Source organism: Candidatus Poriferisocius sp. (genome assembly GCF_965202595.1).
Classification (GTDB): Bacteria; Actinomycetota; Acidimicrobiia; order Acidimicrobiales; family Bin134; genus Poriferisocius.
On record NZ_OZ241836.1, the window covers coordinates 605120 to 620653 of the forward strand.

The following is a 15534-nucleotide window of genomic DNA, read 5'->3' on the forward strand; positions in this document are numbered from 1 at the left end:
GGACGACGGTTGCTGACCGCAATCCCGGCCTGGGTAGATTGAGCGACCATGGACGGCTACGCCCCGGCGATCATCGAGCCCAAGTGGCAGCAGCGCTGGATCGACGACGCGACCTACGAGATCGACAACGATGACCCCCGGCCCCCCTACTACGTGCTGTCCATGTACCCGTATCCCAGCGGTCCGGCCCACATCGGCCATGTTCGCAACTACACCTTCGGGGACCTGCTGGTCCGCTACCGCACCATGGGCGGCGATGGTGTGCTGTCGCCCATCGGATTCGACAGTTTCGGCCTACCCGCCGAGAACGCCGCCATCAGGACTGGCACCCATCCCCGGATCCACACCGATGCCAACATCGAGACGCTGTCGGCCTCGCTCCGCCGCATAGGGGCTGTTTATGACTGGCGGCGGACCCTGAGCAGCCACGATCCCGACTACATCCGCTTCACCCAGTGGATCTTCCTGAAGTTCTACGAGGCCGGTCTGGTGTACCGGGCCACCGCCCCGGTGAATTGGTGTCCCGGCTGCCAGACGGTTCTGGCCAACGAGCAGGTGCTGGCCGACGGCACCTGCGAGCGCTCCGGCGACCGGGCCCAGCAGCAGGAGCTGGAGCAGTGGTTCTATCGCATCACCGCCTACGCCGAGGATCTACTGGCCGGTTTGGACGGCCTGGACTGGCCCAACCGGGTCAAGACCATGCAGCGCAACTGGATCGGCCGATCCGAGGGGGTGGAGTTCACCCTGCCCATCGCCGATGGCGACGGCCGCCCCCGTGACGACGTTGACGGTATCGCGGTGTTCACCACCCGGCCCGACACCAGCTTCGGCATGACGTTCGCGGTCATGTCCCCCGAACATCCGCGGGTGACGGAGCTGGTGACCGACCATTGCCGGGGCGAGGTGGAGGCGTTCGTGGCCGCGGTGGCCGAACGCAGCGAGATCGAGCGCTTGTCGGTGGCCGGTTCGGCCGGCAAGCGAGGGGTGGACACCGGCACCAGGGTGATCAACCCGTTCACCGGCCGGCCCATCCCGCTGTTTCTGGCCGACTACGTGCTCACCACCTACGGCACCGGGGCGATCATGGCCGTACCCGGGGAGGATCAGCGCGACTGGGAGTTCGCCCGGGCCCACGACCTACCCATTATCCGCACCGTCCAACCTCCCGATGGCTTCGACGGCGAGGCCTACACCGGTGATGGGCCGGCCATAAACAGCCAGTGGCTGGATGGCCTGTGGATGTCGGAGGCCAAGGCCGCGGCCATCAACTGGCTGGAGGATCGGGGCATCGGTCGGCGCAAGGTGAACTACCGCCTGCGCGACTGGCTGCTGTCCCGCCAGCGCTACTGGGGGTGTCCGATACCCATCGTCTACTGCCACCAGTGCGGTACCCAACCGGTGCCCACCGAGCAACTCCCGGTGTTGCTACCCGACGATGTGGCCTTCATGCCCACCGGGCGTTCCCCGCTGGTGGACAACGCCGGCTTCCTGCACACCGAGTGTCCCGGTTGTGGCGGCCCGGCCCTGCGGGAGACCGACACCATGGACACCTTCGTGGACTCCTCCTGGTACTTCCTGCGCTTTGCCGACCCCACCAATCAGGAGCTGCCCTTCGGCCCGGAGGCGGTGGAGAGGTGGTTGCCGGTGGAGCAGTACATCGGTGGGGTGGAGCACGCCATCTTGCACCTGATGTACGCCCGGTTCTTCACCCGGGCACTGTCGGATCTGGGCGTGGCCCCCGCGGGGCTGAAGGAGCCCTTCCAGCGGCTGTTCACCCAGGGGATGGTGCGGATGGGGGGAGGCAAGATGTCCAAGTCTCGGGGCAACCTGGTGGCCCCCGAGGACATCATCGACGTTCACGGGGCCGACGCGCTGCGGCTGGCCATCCTCCAGGTCAAACCCCCCGCCGAGGATGTTGACTGGGAGGACTTCGGTCTCGAGGGCTGCGCTCGCTTCCTCGGCCGGTTGTGGCGGCTGGCGGCCGGCACCGCGGAGAGGGCCAACCCGGCTCGCTCCGGGCCGACCGGTGCCGCCGACCGTGCGGTTGATGCCGCCACTCACCGACTCGTCCACCGCATAACCGACGAGTTCGACCGCTGGTCCTACAACACCGCAGTGGCCGGTTGCATGGAGTTCACCAACGAGCTGTACCGCTACATCCAGTCCGACGACGGTCCCCACCATGACACGCTGGCGGTGGCGGTAGACACCCTGCTGCTGGTGATGGCCCCCATGGTGCCCCACATTTGCGCGGAGCTGTGGGAGATGCGGCGGGGGGGCAACATCCACGGGGAGTGCTGGCCGGTGGCCGATGAGGCCAAGCTGGTGCTGGGCACGGTGACGATGATCGTGCAGGTGAACGGCAAGGTGCGCGACCGCCTGGAAGTGGGGGCCGACATCTCCGAGGCCGAAGCCGAGGCGCTGGCCCTGGCATCGGCGAGGGTGCAGCAACACCTAGACGGTGCCGAGCCCCGCCGGATCATCACCCGCCCCCCCAAGCTGGTGAACGTGGTGGTCTAGCTCCAGGGGTTGATCACTGCGCTACCAGCGACCTGACCGCAACCGCAATCCGATCCCGGCGACGGCCAGGGGGAAGCACCCGCACACCGTATTCCAACTCATGGATAACTACCACCGAGAGCCACAGATCTTCCTTCGAAGCGAGGAAGGTGAGCACTTTTGCATCAGGCTCTGGGCGGGCCGACTCAGAGATTACGTTGGTATCCAGAAGGATCCCGCTCACAACCCCTCATCGTCGCAGTAGGAGAATGGGATTTCGCGGTCCGAACCACGATCGGGGAGCTCGAGGTTGTATCCCCTCGGCATGCTCTTGACGAGCCATTGACCCAGAGGTACCGATGAGGGAGCTCGTGCCTCCCAAACATGTTCGGGGACAACCACGAATGTCTTTCTGGTACCGATGCGCTGCGGTCCCTCCTCCTCGGCGCGGCGCAGCACTTGCGACAACCGCGCCTTGGCATCCGCTACGGTCCAAATCCCATGCGAATCAGTCGAATGCTGTACCACTATGACACTTCTCCATGAATGGGACGTTTCTCCATGAATCCTCGAATCCAGAATCCTTAAAATATAGTCTATGCTGGTCTAGGCCATTAATTTTCTAGACTATTAATCTTGCCTGGTCTATCGACACCGGATGCCAGCCGGAATGGGGAAGTCGTCCATATCTGTGGTTCCGGTGGCCAACCGTGGTTGCGGGCTGCTTCGCTACTCAGGTGATCGTCCGGGGATGGCACGGAGCGCTTCTCTTACCTCCGGCCATGGTCCGTCGGGGCGGATACCCTGGCCGAACGTCAGGCGGTCGATCAGCCCCCGGTGACTGGCGGCCACCGCCTCGGCCAGGTGGTCGGGCTCGGCCACCACTGCGAACGTGCGAAGCATCTCGTCGTCGATCACCTCGGCCATCTCGACCCACTGGCCCTGCTTGGACATGCGGTTCAGTTCCTCCTGGGCCTCGCCCCAACCGTGGTGTTCCAGCACCGGCCGGTAAGCGGGGGTGGATCCGTAGAACGAGAGCTGGCGCCGGGTGGCGGCTGCGCTGGCCGCCATCTCCTCCTCGGTGGTGCCGGTCACGATGAACAGGGGAATCGACACCTGGATGGACCTCGGATCCCGCCCGGCCCGGATCGCCCCCCGATCCAGCGCCGGCAGCGACACCTCCCTCAGATAGTCCGGGGTGGTGAAGGCGTGGCTGATCCAGCCGTCGGCCGACTCGCCGGCCACCTCGGTCATGCGGTCACCCACCGCAGCCAGAAATATCGGCGGCGGTCCGAACGGGTTGGGGCCGGGGCTGAACATGGGGGTCATCAACGTGTGCTGGTAGAACTCGCCCCTGAACGACAGGCGCTCCCCGGTCTCCCATGCCGCCCAGATGGCCCGTATTGCCGCGACCATCTCGCTCATGCGGGCGGCGGGCCGGGACCAGGGCATGGAGAACCGCTTGGTTATGTGGGGTCTGATCTGGGAGCCCAGGCCCAGGATGAACCGGCCCCGGGACCAAGCCTGAAGATCCCAGCCGGTGTTGGCCAGCGTCATGGGGTTGCGGGCGAACGCCACCGCTATGGCGGTTCCCAGATCAATCGTTTCGGTGCGCTCCGCGGCCAGCACCAATGGAAGGAACGGGTCGTGGGCCAGCTCTGCGGTCCAGGCCCCGCTGTATCCGGCGGCTTCCAGGGCGGCAGCATCGGCGGCGGCCTTATCCATCGACGCGGTTACCCTGCCATCTGCGGAGTGCATTCCCATACCGCCGTCCAGCTTCATCTGTTCATCCTTTCGGGGTTCTCCGGCATCGTCTACCGCCGTCCAGCTTCATCTGTTCATCCTTTCGGGGTTCTCCGGCATCGTCGTTACGATCACTGGGATTCGTCCTGGTCGCGCAAGAAGCGCTCCAGTTCCGCGGCCAACTCGTCCCCGCTGGGGATCTCCGTCTCCTGGGTTTCCATGCTGGCGTCGAACATACTCTCCAGGCGGCTGATCAGCCGCTGGTGGTTGGCGTTCTGGGCGATCATGGCATCCAGCTTCCGGGACACCTCCAATCCTTCGGCAATCAGCGGCGCCGGATCGAATCGCAGGTCGGCCACGGCACGCAGCCCCTGGAACAGGGCGGCCCCCGCAGCCGGGAACGGTGAACCGGCCACATAGTGGGGCACCTGGGCCCACACCGTCACCGATTCGATGCCGGCGATCTCGAACTTCTTGGCCAGCGCCGCACTGATCCCCGCCGGCACTTCCAGGTGTCCCCGGGGGGTGCCGAACCGTTCCACGAGGTCGGGGGCGGTGCCGGTGGCCGACAGCCGTACCGGGCGAGTGTGGGGCACCGCCGCGGGGTACGCTCCCAGGGTCACAGCCCGGGTCACGCCCAGGTGTTGCATCAGGTCGTCGATGGTGTCGCAGAACTCCCGCCAGCGGAAGTCGGGTTCGGGGCCGTTGAGCATCAGGAACCCTCGCCGGTCGAGATCGCGGACCACCCGCAGGGTTATGGTCGGCCAACTGATGTCGTCGATGCGACCGTCCCTCACGGTCATCGTCGGGCGGCGGGCCCGGTAGTCCAGCAGCATATCGGTGTTGAAATTGGCCACCAGCGGGCAATCATCCTCCCCCATCATGATTTCGGTGGCGTCGCGCACCCCGTACCCGGCATCCACCCACCCATCCAGGGTGATCACCAGCACGGGCTCAACCACGTCGGGTTCCCGGTAGATGGTGATCAGCTCGTCGTTCATGGCGCTCGCTCCGTAAGTGTTCCGGTTGGGCCTGCTTGCCGGGCCAGTTCGTCGTTCATACCGCTCGCTCCGTGGCGGTGCAGGCCATCCGGGTGAGGGCATCCACCCGGGCGGCGAAGCTCTCGGCTCCCTGAGGGGGGGCCTTGTCACCCATGGCACCGTTCATGTACCTGCTGTACACGCCCTCAAGGATGCAGGCCAGCTTCCAGTAGGCGAAAGCGATATAAAAGTCGATGTCGTCGAGGCTCCGACCCGATGCCTCCCGGTAGCGGTCCAGCATCTCGGCCCGGCCGGCGAATCCGGGGGCCGTGGTGGGCGGGTTGTCCAGGGCGAAATCATCGTCGCCGGCCTCGGCCCAGTACACCAGTAGCTGGGCCACGTCGGCGTTGCGGTCGCCCAGGGTGCAAAGTTCCCAGTCCAGCACGGCCAGTATCCGCCCCTCATCGCTCAGGATGCAGTTGTCCAGCCGGTAGTCGCCGTGCACGATACCGGCCGCCCCCTGCTCGGGAATGCGGTCTACCAGATGGTCGTGGACGGCTCGAATCTCGGGTCGCTCCCTGGTCCTGGACTTCTCGAACTGGCCGAGCCAGCGCCGGAGCTGGCGGGAGATGTAGCCCTCCTTGGGGCCCAGATCTCCTAGCCCCACTTGGTCCACGTCCACCGCGTGGATGCGAGCCAGGGTATCGACCACCGAGTGGGAGGCGGCCCGGCACAGCTCCGGGGTGAACCCGGCGGCCTCGTTGCGATTGCGCACTACCCGTCCCTTCACGAAGTCCATGACGTAGAAGGGGCGCTCGTTCACCGCCTCGTCCAGGCACAGCCCGTAAGTTCGAGGTACCGGAACATCGGTGCCGGCCAGAGCGGCGATGATGTTGTGCTCCCGGCTCATGTCGTGGGCGGTGGACAGCACCTGGTGCAGCGGGGGCCGGCGCAGCACATAGGTTTGGCCGTCGGCTCCGGTGACCTTGAAAGTGAGGTTGGAGTGCCCCCCGGCGATCAGCTCGAACCTCAGAGGCAGGGTGACACCGGCCACGTGGTTGTCGAACCACGCGCTAACCGTGTCGTACCGGATGCCTCGGATGTGGCCCATGCAAAAAGCCACGCTAGCTTTCCCAATGGCTTGATGAGATATGACCCGATGAGAGGCTGCCCGTGATGGTTCCTTGTTCCCCGATGAGAGGCTGCCCGTGATGGTTCTTTGTTCCCAGATGAGAGGCCAACCATGGCAGATGTGACCGACGCTGAGTTTGCCACCGCAGTGGTGGAAAGATCGCACACCGTACCGGTGGTGGTGGATCTGTGGGCCCCGTGGTGCGGGCCATGCAGGACGCTGGGGCCGATTCTGGAGCGGGTTGTTGCTGCCACCGGCGGTGCGGTGGAGTTGGCCAAGGTAAACGTGGATGAGAATCCTCAAACCGCCCAGGCTTTCCAGGTGCAGGGCATCCCCGCGGTGTACGCCCTGCGGGATGGCAAGGTGGTGGACGGTTTCGTGGGGGCCCAGGGCGAGACTGCGGTTACCGAGTTCGTGCAGAAGCTGCTGCCCACAGAGTTGGAGAGCGAGGTGGAGGCGCTGGTGGCCGCAGGTGACGAAGCCTCCCTGCGGCGCGCCCTGGAGTTGGATGCCGACCATGCCGGGGCCGTGGTGGCTCTGGCCGGCCTGCTGGTGGATCAGAATCGTTCAGACGAGGCCCTGGAGCTGCTGGGACGGATTCCCGAGACGGCGGAGGTTCGCCGGGTGGTGGCGCGGGCCCGCACCAGTGGCGGCGATGGCGACATCGAAAACCGGCTGGAGGCCCTACTCACCCAGGTCGGGGTCGACCCCGCCGCCCGCCAGGAGTTCGTGGATCTGCTGGAGGTAATGGGCACCGATGACCCCCGTACCGCATCCTACCGGCGGCGCCTAACCGCTCAGATCTACTGATGAGTAGCAGTGTCCTCGTTCATGTCCCTTCGTTTATGGCTGGATGTCTGATGGGGCTGGTGAGAGCTTGACAAGTTGCTTGCCCATGTTGTTGCCGTCGAAGATCCGGGCCAGGGCTCGGGGCGCATTGGTGATTCCTTCCACCACATCCACCCTGTAGGAAATACGCCCCTGGCCCACCCAGTCGGCCATCACCGGCAGCGCCTCGGCGAAGCGGGGGAAGTAGTCGGTGATGATGAGGCCCTGCATGCTCACGCGCCGGAACAAGAGATTGCGGAACCGCCGGGGCGACCACCAATCACCCTCGCGGTTGTAGGTGGATATGAGCCCGCAAAGCACGACTCGGGCGTGGTTGTTCACCATCCCCAAAACCGCGTCCATGACATCACCACCGACATTTTCAAAGTCCACGTCGATGCCTTCGGGGCAAGCCTGCCGCAACTGTTCCTCCAGGTTGCCGGCCCGATGGTCCACGCAGGCATCGAAACCCAACTGCTCGGTCACGTAACCGCACTTGAGCGAACCGCCGGCCACTCCCACAACCCGGCAACCCATGATCTTGCCTATCTGGCCCGCCACCGAGCCGGTGGCACCAGCGGCCGCCGACACCACCAGCGTCTCGCCCGGTCGGGGTTTGCCGATATCCGAAAGGCCCCAGAAGGCCGTCATCCCGGCAGGACCCAGCACGCTGGTGAACGCTTCCAGGGGCAGACCGAGGTTCATGGGCACCGCTTCGGCGTGACGCAGTACGGAGTATTCCTCCCAGATCAGCCCGCCGGTGACCACATCGCCGGCTCGGAAACCCTCATGGCGTGACTTGATCACGGTGCCCCAGGTACGTCCCCGCATGGGTTCACCCACCTCAACCGGAGGCATGTAGGCATCAATGTCGCTCATCCAGATGCGGTTGGTGGGGTCCACCGACAGGTAAATGTTCCGCACCAGGATCTCGCCCTCATCCAGATCGGGTATTGCCACCTCGATCAACTCCAGATCGCCCTCGGAGATATCCCCCTCCGGGCGGGTTCTCAATATCCACCGCCTGTTGGCCACGGTGGATTCAGCAGTCCCCGGGGCCGTGCACGACCTCCCCGGCGAGGGTCACACGGTGCATGGTGCGGGCGGAGGGGCCGTGCACGACCTCCCCGGCGAGGGTCACACGGTGCATGGTGCGGGCGGAGGGGCCGTGCACGACTTCCCCGGCGAGGGTCACACGGTGCATGGTGCGGGCGGATGAGTAGTCCTGCACGGCATAGTGTTGGAGGCAGCGGTTGTCCCAGACAGCCACGTCGCCGGGCTGCCACTGCCAGCGGATCTGAACTTCGGGGGCTCGGACCTGGTCGCAGAGCAGGCCCAGCACGATCCGGCTCTCCTCCTCGCTCAATTCGTTGATGCGGGTGGTGAAGAGCCGGTTGACGAAAAGGCATCGGCGGCCGCTGGCGGGATGGGTGCGCACCACGGGGTGCGAGATGGGTCGATCCGGCATCTCCTGTTCGACCATGGCCGCGCTGCGGGCCAGATGCCCTCCCCCCTCGTGAACGGCTGTCAACCGTTCGGCCAACCCCCTCAGGGGCGTCGAGAGGTTGTCGTAAGCGGCCCCCGCGTGAGCGAAGCAGGTGTCGCCCCCTTTGCCGGGTAGGCGAGCAGCCGCAAGCATGGTGCCGATGGGGGGTTGAGCCATCCATGTGGCATCGCTGTGCCAGATGGCCACACCTGCCCCCGGGCGGGCACCTTCCTCGTGGATCACGTGAACCAGGGGCAGGTCGTCGCGAACCGGGGGGGAGAAACGGAACTCGACCGGTTCGCCGAACACCGATGCCGCTGCCGGCAACTGCTCGTCGGTGACCCGCTGGTTCCGAAAGAACAACACCCCGAACTGGTGCCAGGCCCTCCGAAGCGCAGAAGCGGTGTCCTGGTCGGGCGGTACCGACAGATCGACGTGGTGCACCACCCCTCCCAGCACCGGCGAGATGGGTGTCACCTCCAAAGTCACCGCCCAATTCAACCACGCCGGGCCTTGCTCCGGCGGTTTGGATCCAAGCGCTGCGCTCACCGGCACCCCTTAATGGGGCGGGCCATGCAGGATGAGCACCCCGAGGCAGGTTGTGATAGTAGGAACGGCATGGAAACCCGAGGAGGGGCCATGCAGGATGAGCGCCAAAATGATCACTACCCGGGGTTCGGGGGCAGGATCGGGCGAGTTGTTTCCACTTCGGAACCGTGGTGGCCTCCACGCCCGACCCCCGCGCCGGATGCTCCCAACATCGTCATCGTGCTGGCCGACGATCTGGGTTACTCCGATATAGGTTGCTACGGCTCCGAAATACCCACGCCGGCCATTGACCAACTGGCCGGCAGCGGATTGCGGTACACCAACTTTCATGTGACGCCGCTCTGTTCGCCGACCAGAGCGGCGCTGCTGACCGGACTCAATGCCCACGCCGCAGGCATGGGGTTCACCGCCAATACCGATCCGGGCTTTCCCGGCTATGCCAGCGAGTTGCCTCGCAACCAGTCCAGCCTGGCTGAGATGTTGAACGCCGGCGGTTACGCCACCATGGCGGTGGGCAAGTGGCACCTTTGCCGGGAGGCCGACCTCACTGTTGCCGGGGATACCCACTCGTGGCCGCTCCAGCGAGGTTTCGAGCAGTTCTACGGCTTTTTGGAGGCCCTGACCGACTTCCATTTCCCTCACCAGCTCTTCGAGGGCAACAACCCGGTTCATGTGGACACCTATCCCGAGGGTTACTACCTGACCGACGATCTCACCGACCGGGCCTGCCGCATGATCCGTGAGGTGAAGACCGCCGACCCGGACAAACCGTTCTTCCTGTATTACGCCCACGGAGCGGTTCATGCCCCGCTGCAAGCCAAGGCAGCGGACATAGCCAGGCATCGAGGCAACTACGACAGGGGCTGGGACCAACTCCGTGAGGAGAGGCTGGCCCGCCAGAAAGAGCTGGGGATTGTCCCTCCCGATGCCGAGTTGCCTCCTCGCAACAGCGAGCCCAACGAGGATGTGCGCGCCTGGGACACCTATCCCGAACCGGATCGCCGGGTGATGGCCCGCTACATGGAGGTTTACGCGGCCATGGTGGAGACCATTGACGAGAGCGTGGCTCGCATCACCGCGGAACTGGAAGCTTTGGGTCAGCTCGACAACACCATCTTCATCTTCACCAGCGACAACGGCGCGTCACGCGAGGGGCGGGCCCAGGGCAGCACCTCCTATTTCACCCACAGTGGCACCGGAGCCAAACCCTCTCCCGAGGTGGATCGATTCGAGCTCGAGGCGTTGGAGGCCGGAGAGATAGGCGGCCCCACCACCTGGCCCCACTATCCCAGGGGCTGGGCCATGGCCTGCAACACACCGTTCCGGCTGTACAAGATCACCGCCCACAGAGGGGGCCACTCGGTTCCGCTGGTTGTCTCGTGGCCGGCTCGCACCGCGGCGGTTGGTGGGCAACTGCGCCACCAGTACACCCACATTACCGATATCCTGCCCACCCTGGCCGAGATGCTGGGCCTGGAAGTACCCACTCAACGCAACGGGCAGGAGTCCCTGGATCTGAACGGTGCTTCGTTCGCCGACTCGCTGAACGATGCGGGCGCACCCTCGCACCACCACGAGCAATACGTCGAATGCATCGGACATCGGGGCTTTTACCGCCAGGGATGGTCGGTGGCCGCTTTCCACGAGTTCTTGACCCCGTTCAGCTCCGATCGCTGGGAGCTGTTCAACCTGGAGGACGACTTCAACGAGCGTTTCGATCTGGCCGGTACCGAGCCCGAGAAGCTGGCCGAGATGGTTGCGGGTTGGGAGGAAGCCGCCTGGCGCAACCGGGTGTTTCCTCTCGACGATCATGCCGGGCTGTTCAGAACGCTGAAGCCACCCGGTCACGAAAAGCTGACCCGTGAACTGCGAATCCTGCCGGGGTCGCCCACCGTGGAGCGGGTGAGGTCGTCTCGTATCATCGCCGGTGGCAACTTCACCATCACGGTGGATCTGCATCACCGCCCCGGTGATCAGGGGGTGCTGGTGGCTCACGGAAGCCAGGCTTCGGGATACGTTCTTTTTGTCGAGAACAACGCCTTGCATTTTGAGGTGAACAGCGCAGGCCGCTATCTGGTGGTGGAACCCGTAAAGTTGGCGGGGGAGTGCAACCGGATAGTTGTGGACGTGAAGGCACCGGGCGGGCGCATCTGGAATGTCGAGATACACATTGACGGGCAATTCGGGGCATCGCTATTGAACATCCCGCAGATGTACGGCTTCTTGCCCTGGCAGGGCATCGATGTCGGGATCAACCGCCGATCCCCGGTGTCGTGGCCGCTCTTTGAACGCCACGGTGCCTTCCCGTACTCGGGCACTCTGGATGTTGTGACCTACACCCCCGGCCCTCCCGCCCCCGACACCGATGATGTGCGCCTGGCCGAGTTCCGAGAAGTGGGCATGGCACTGGAGTAGCAGCCGGCAATCCTGGTTCCCGTGTTCGGCCGGTTTGGGGATGGATCAGTTCCCGTATTCGGCTGCCTCTGGGATGGATCAGTTCCCGTATTCGGCTGCCTCCAACTCCTTCAGGAGCTGGAAACGCTCGCGCACCTCCACCCGACGGCTGCGATCGTTCGCCAGGTTCACGAGCTCGTGGGGGTCGTCATCGTGGTCGTACCACTCATGTTCGTGATCCTCGAAACTGGCTCCGGGTCCGAACAGCATCGAATCGCCCAATGACACCCCGAGGTTGCTGACACCACCGCCGATGCCGTAGTAGCGGCAGTACTTGTTATGGCCGTCGAACACCCCGCTGGATGCGTACCGCACCTTCTCCACCCCCATGTACCATGGCCATCGCTGAGCGAACAGGACGTAGTCCCGGATCTTGGCCTCCTGATTTCCGAACAGGGGGAGCAGGCTCCGCCCGGGCAAGTCGCTGGCATCAACGCCCGCAAGCTCCAGGATGGTTACGGCCAGATCGGTATGGCAACTGAGGGCCTCGGTGGTGCTTGCTGAAGTGGTCCGGCCCGGTGCCGAGATGTACAGAGGGATACGCAGGGTCTCCTCGTAGTTCCACGGCCCCTTGGACCGTAACCCGTGGGATCCGCACTGATCCCCGTGGTCGGAGGTGAACACCACAACGGTGCGGTCCCACTGGTTGATGTCGTCCATGGCGTCGAGGATCATGGCCAGGCTCTGGTCGCTGAGTTGGTGGAGTTTCACGTAATAGTCCAGTTGGCGTAGCCAGGAATCGTGGTCATCGGGATCCATCCGCCCTGGGCGGCTGTTGCGTTCCATCTCCAGCATCCATCTCCGGTGCACCTCGGGCTTGGTGTGCAGATCGTCGTCGAAGTTCTCGGGCAGCTCTGTGAACCACCGCTCGATCTCGTGACCAAAAGCGGGCAGGTTGGTGGCCCGACCCCACTTGCGCCGATCCAGCCGGGCGCGGCTCTCGGCCACGTATTCGGGCTCCCGGTTCCAGAACCAGGGCTGATCCAGCGGGAACCACATGATGTCGTGCGGGTTGACCAGGCCTACGGTCAAGAACCACGGTTGTGAGGCCGAACGCTGGTTTCTCAACCACCCGGCCGCATCAGCGGCAATGGGTTCGTCGAATTCCGTCCCGCTGCCGGGCAACCCCCAGAAGGCCATATCGTTGCCAACCCAATCGGAGAAACCGTAGGCCTCCATGTCGGGTTCGGCGGTTGCCTGGAGGTGCCACTTGCCCTTGTATGCGGTGCGGTATCCGGCCTCCCGCAAGCGGGTACCCAGTGTGGGTATCCGGGTGGAGAGTTGGGTGTTGCTGGGATAGCTGGAGTTTTCGGTCACCCCGTGAGCGTCCATGTGCAGCCCGGTGAACAGGGTGGCTCGGGACGGGGAGCACGGTGAGGTGTGGGTGTAGTGGCGGCGGAACTCCAGTGAGCGGCTCAACAAACTCTGCCTGGCGGGTAGGGACAGCCCTGGTGGTAGCCAGTCGCGCTGGCGCTCCTGATCCGATACCAGCAACAAGATGTTGGGCCGGTTGACATCTGGCATTGCCTGGACTGGGTTGGGCTGGCTGATTTGGGGCATTGCCTGGACTGGGTTGGGCCGGTTGATTTGGGGCATTGCCTGGACTTTAGCGGTGCCGGCCCAAGTCGGTTTTGCGGTTCCGGCGAGTTCGTGCTGAACTACCGGCTTTGTGGACTGCACGGCCACATCAACTTGAGGGGGATCAATGCGACACTTTTCCCGGCTTTTTTCGCTGCTGGCCATTTTGTTGGCGTTGGCACTGCTTACCACCGCTTGTGGCAACGACGACGACTCGGGTGCGGGAGAGAGCTCGGCGGAGGAAACGCCTTCGGCTGAACCCGCAGATGGCTCCTCCGGTTCAACCGAGGAGGGGCAGGATGGCGGTACCGCATCCGGGGCGGAGGAAGCTGCGGTGGTCACCGAGATTGGGCCACCCGAGGACTCGGTGGTGACGATCTGTGATGCCCCATCGTTCACCCAGCTCTATGCCAAGGTCATCGTGAACAGGGGATTCTTGGCCGATAGGGGAATCCAGGGCGAATTCGTTTCCTGCCTTTCGGGTCCGGCACAAGCCGCGGCTTTGATTTCCGGCCAGGTGGACGTGGCGCTGAACACTCCCGACAACATGCTGGGAATCCGCAACGCCGATTTTGATGTGGTGATGTTCGCCCAAATTGTTGACCGGCACTTCTTCGACATCGTGGTGAGCAACAATTTCGGCCCGATTGATTGCCCGCAGGGTGACTGGGAGTGTGCCATGGCGGCGCTGAACGGTTCCCGGGTGGGAGTGGTTGCCAGGGGCGCGGCTGCGGAGCAGATCGCCCGGCAGTTGCTGGAATCGGCAGGGTTCGACCCGGATGATTCCACCTACATTGCCACCGGTTTGTCGGGCACCACCCTGGCTGCGTTGGCTTCCGACGAGGTGGACTGGGCCATCACTTTCGAGCCCGGCTTGAGCACCGCCGAGATAGATGACATCGGCTATGCCCCGTTCCGGTTGCGGGCCGGGGACGGTCCCGTGGAGTTGGATTGGCCTTCGGCCATCTTGAACACGGCCCGCTCCTACTGGAAGGAAAACCCCAACACCATCCTCCACTACCGGGCGGCGATGGTGGAAGCGATGGAATGGATGCGCGATCCGGCCAATCGTGACGAGGTGATGAAGGAGCTGGATGCCCATCTGGGGCTCGACCCCGAGGTGGCGCAGGTGGTCTTCGACAACAACGTGGGTTCGTTGACCATCACCGGTGAACTGGATCCCGTGCGTCTCGGTAACAACGTCAAATACGCGGTGGGTCGGGGGATCCTCCAGGAGGCCCAGGAGTTCGGTGAGTTCGCGGTTGGGCCGGGCATAGATGTCATCCTGCCCGCTGCGCTGGAGCCCGAGACCGATCGGGTACGCATCTGCCAGGCTCCTTCGTTCAATGGCCTCACCGTGCACATTGCGGTGGAGAAGGGGTTCCTCTCCGAGCGTGGCGTTACCGGAGAGTTCGTGCAGTGTCCTTCCGGTCCGGCCAACGCGGCCGCCCTGGTGGCCGGCGAGGTTCAGTTCTCCATCAACACGCCTGACAACATGCTGGGAATCCGCAACGCCGATTTCGACGTGGTGATGTTCCAGCAGATACAGGACAAGCACTTCTTCGACATAATCATCAGCGAGAGCTTCGGGCCGATCGATTGCGAGCAGGGCGACTGGGAGTGCACCATGGCCGCCCTCGATGGCACCACTGTTGGGGTGGTGGCGCGTGGAGCGGCTGCGGAGCAGATCGCCCGGCAGCTCTACGACTCCGCCGGTCTTGATCCCGACGACGCAACCTACATCGCCACCGGCTTGTCGGGTACCACGCTGGCTGCGCTGGTATCGGGCGAGGTGGATTGGGCCATTACCTTCGAGCCCGGACTGAGCCAAGCCGTGGTGGACGAGATCGGTTACTCGCCGTTCGCTCTGCGGTCCGGCCAGGGTCCGGTGGAACTCGATTGGCCTTCGGCGGTGAACACCACCTCTCGCGAGTTCTTTGACAACAACCCCAACACGGTGGCCATATATGCCCAATCCGTGCGCCAGGCAATGGACTGGATGCGTAATCCGGCCAACCGGCAAGAGGTGTACGAGCTGATGGGCAGCTTCCTCAACCTGGAGCAGGCGGTTGCTGAGGTTGTGTACGCCAATAACATCGGCAGCTTCTCGTTGAACGGGGCGCTCCAGCCGGCGCGGCTTCAGAACAACGTGGACTACGCTGTTGGCCGCGGCATTCTCGAGGAGCCGCAGGACTTCGACGATTTCGCGGTTTCGCCATAACCGTGACTTCTCAGGATTGGGTTCCCCAGGTTTGAGTGAACGGCCGGGTCGCACTACCCGAACG

General features: G+C 64.3%; 12 protein-coding genes. 4 read left to right on the top strand and 8 right to left on the bottom strand.

Features of this window, described 5'->3' with window-relative positions; all coding sequences use genetic code 11:
- The first annotated feature begins 48 nt into the window (after positions 1-48).
- Entirely contained in the window at positions 49-2520 is a 2472-nt protein-coding gene (gene leuS, locus ACOGXC_RS03150; protein ID WP_419919265.1) for a leucine--tRNA ligase, read from the top strand.
- A 13-nt stretch (positions 2521-2533) separates the two neighbouring features.
- Here leuS and ACOGXC_RS03155 read toward each other — a convergent pair whose 3' ends face one another.
- From ACOGXC_RS03155 to ACOGXC_RS03175, 5 genes are all read right to left on the bottom strand, one after another.
- Positions 2534-2743, bottom strand: coding sequence for a PIN domain-containing protein (locus tag ACOGXC_RS03155; protein ID WP_419919266.1), 210 nt, complete (start codon positions 2741-2743; stop codon positions 2534-2536).
- Entirely contained in the window at positions 2740-3027 is a 288-nt protein-coding gene (locus tag ACOGXC_RS03160) for a type II toxin-antitoxin system prevent-host-death family antitoxin (protein WP_419919267.1), read from the bottom strand. The genes ACOGXC_RS03155 and ACOGXC_RS03160 overlap by 4 nt, the downstream gene beginning before the upstream one ends.
- Positions 3028-3228: 201 nt before the next feature.
- Positions 3229-4281 (bottom strand): TIGR03617 family F420-dependent LLM class oxidoreductase, encoded by a 1053-nt coding sequence (locus ACOGXC_RS03165; protein WP_419919268.1) that lies wholly within the window; start codon positions 4279-4281, stop codon positions 3229-3231.
- 92 nt (positions 4282-4373) lie between these two features.
- The gene (locus ACOGXC_RS03170; protein ID WP_419919269.1) at positions 4374-5243 is read right to left on the bottom strand and encodes a proteasome assembly chaperone family protein; all 870 of its coding nucleotides are present in this window, start codon (positions 5241-5243) and stop codon (positions 4374-4376) included.
- 55 nt (positions 5244-5298) lie between these two features.
- A complete protein-coding gene (locus ACOGXC_RS03175) occupies positions 5299-6345 on the bottom strand; it encodes a phosphotransferase family protein (RefSeq protein ID WP_419919270.1) in 1047 nt (348 codons plus the stop codon).
- Positions 6346-6465: 120 nt separating this feature from the next.
- Between ACOGXC_RS03175 and ACOGXC_RS03180 the strand changes: the two genes are divergently transcribed.
- Positions 6466-7164 (top strand): tetratricopeptide repeat protein, encoded by a 699-nt coding sequence (locus ACOGXC_RS03180; RefSeq protein ID WP_419919271.1) that lies wholly within the window; start codon positions 6466-6468, stop codon positions 7162-7164.
- Positions 7165-7197: 33 nt separating this feature from the next.
- Here ACOGXC_RS03180 and ACOGXC_RS03185 read toward each other — a convergent pair whose 3' ends face one another.
- Positions 7198-8217, bottom strand: coding sequence for an NADP-dependent oxidoreductase (locus ACOGXC_RS03185; RefSeq protein ID WP_419919272.1), 1020 nt, complete (start codon positions 8215-8217; stop codon positions 7198-7200).
- A gap of 7 nt (positions 8218-8224) precedes the next feature.
- Positions 8225-9217, bottom strand: a complete 993-nt coding sequence (locus ACOGXC_RS03190) for a TauD/TfdA dioxygenase family protein (protein WP_419919273.1) — start codon at positions 9215-9217, stop codon at positions 8225-8227.
- A 69-nt stretch (positions 9218-9286) separates the two neighbouring features.
- On the opposite strand from ACOGXC_RS03190, the gene ACOGXC_RS03195 reads away from it, so the two are divergent.
- Positions 9287-11632 carry an arylsulfatase gene (locus ACOGXC_RS03195; RefSeq protein ID WP_419919274.1) on the top strand — a complete coding sequence of 782 codons (2346 nt, stop codon included), beginning with the start codon at positions 9287-9289 and terminating at the stop codon, positions 11630-11632.
- A gap of 78 nt (positions 11633-11710) precedes the next feature.
- On the opposite strand, the gene ACOGXC_RS03200 is transcribed toward ACOGXC_RS03195, so the two are convergent.
- A complete protein-coding gene (locus tag ACOGXC_RS03200) occupies positions 11711-13195 on the bottom strand; it encodes a sulfatase-like hydrolase/transferase (protein WP_419919275.1) in 1485 nt (494 codons plus the stop codon).
- A gap of 181 nt (positions 13196-13376) precedes the next feature.
- Here ACOGXC_RS03200 and ACOGXC_RS03205 point away from each other — a divergent pair, with 181 nt between their 5' ends.
- Entirely contained in the window at positions 13377-15470 is a 2094-nt protein-coding gene (locus tag ACOGXC_RS03205) for an ABC transporter substrate-binding protein (RefSeq protein ID WP_419919276.1), read from the top strand.
- Positions 15471-15534 lie beyond the last annotated feature (64 nt).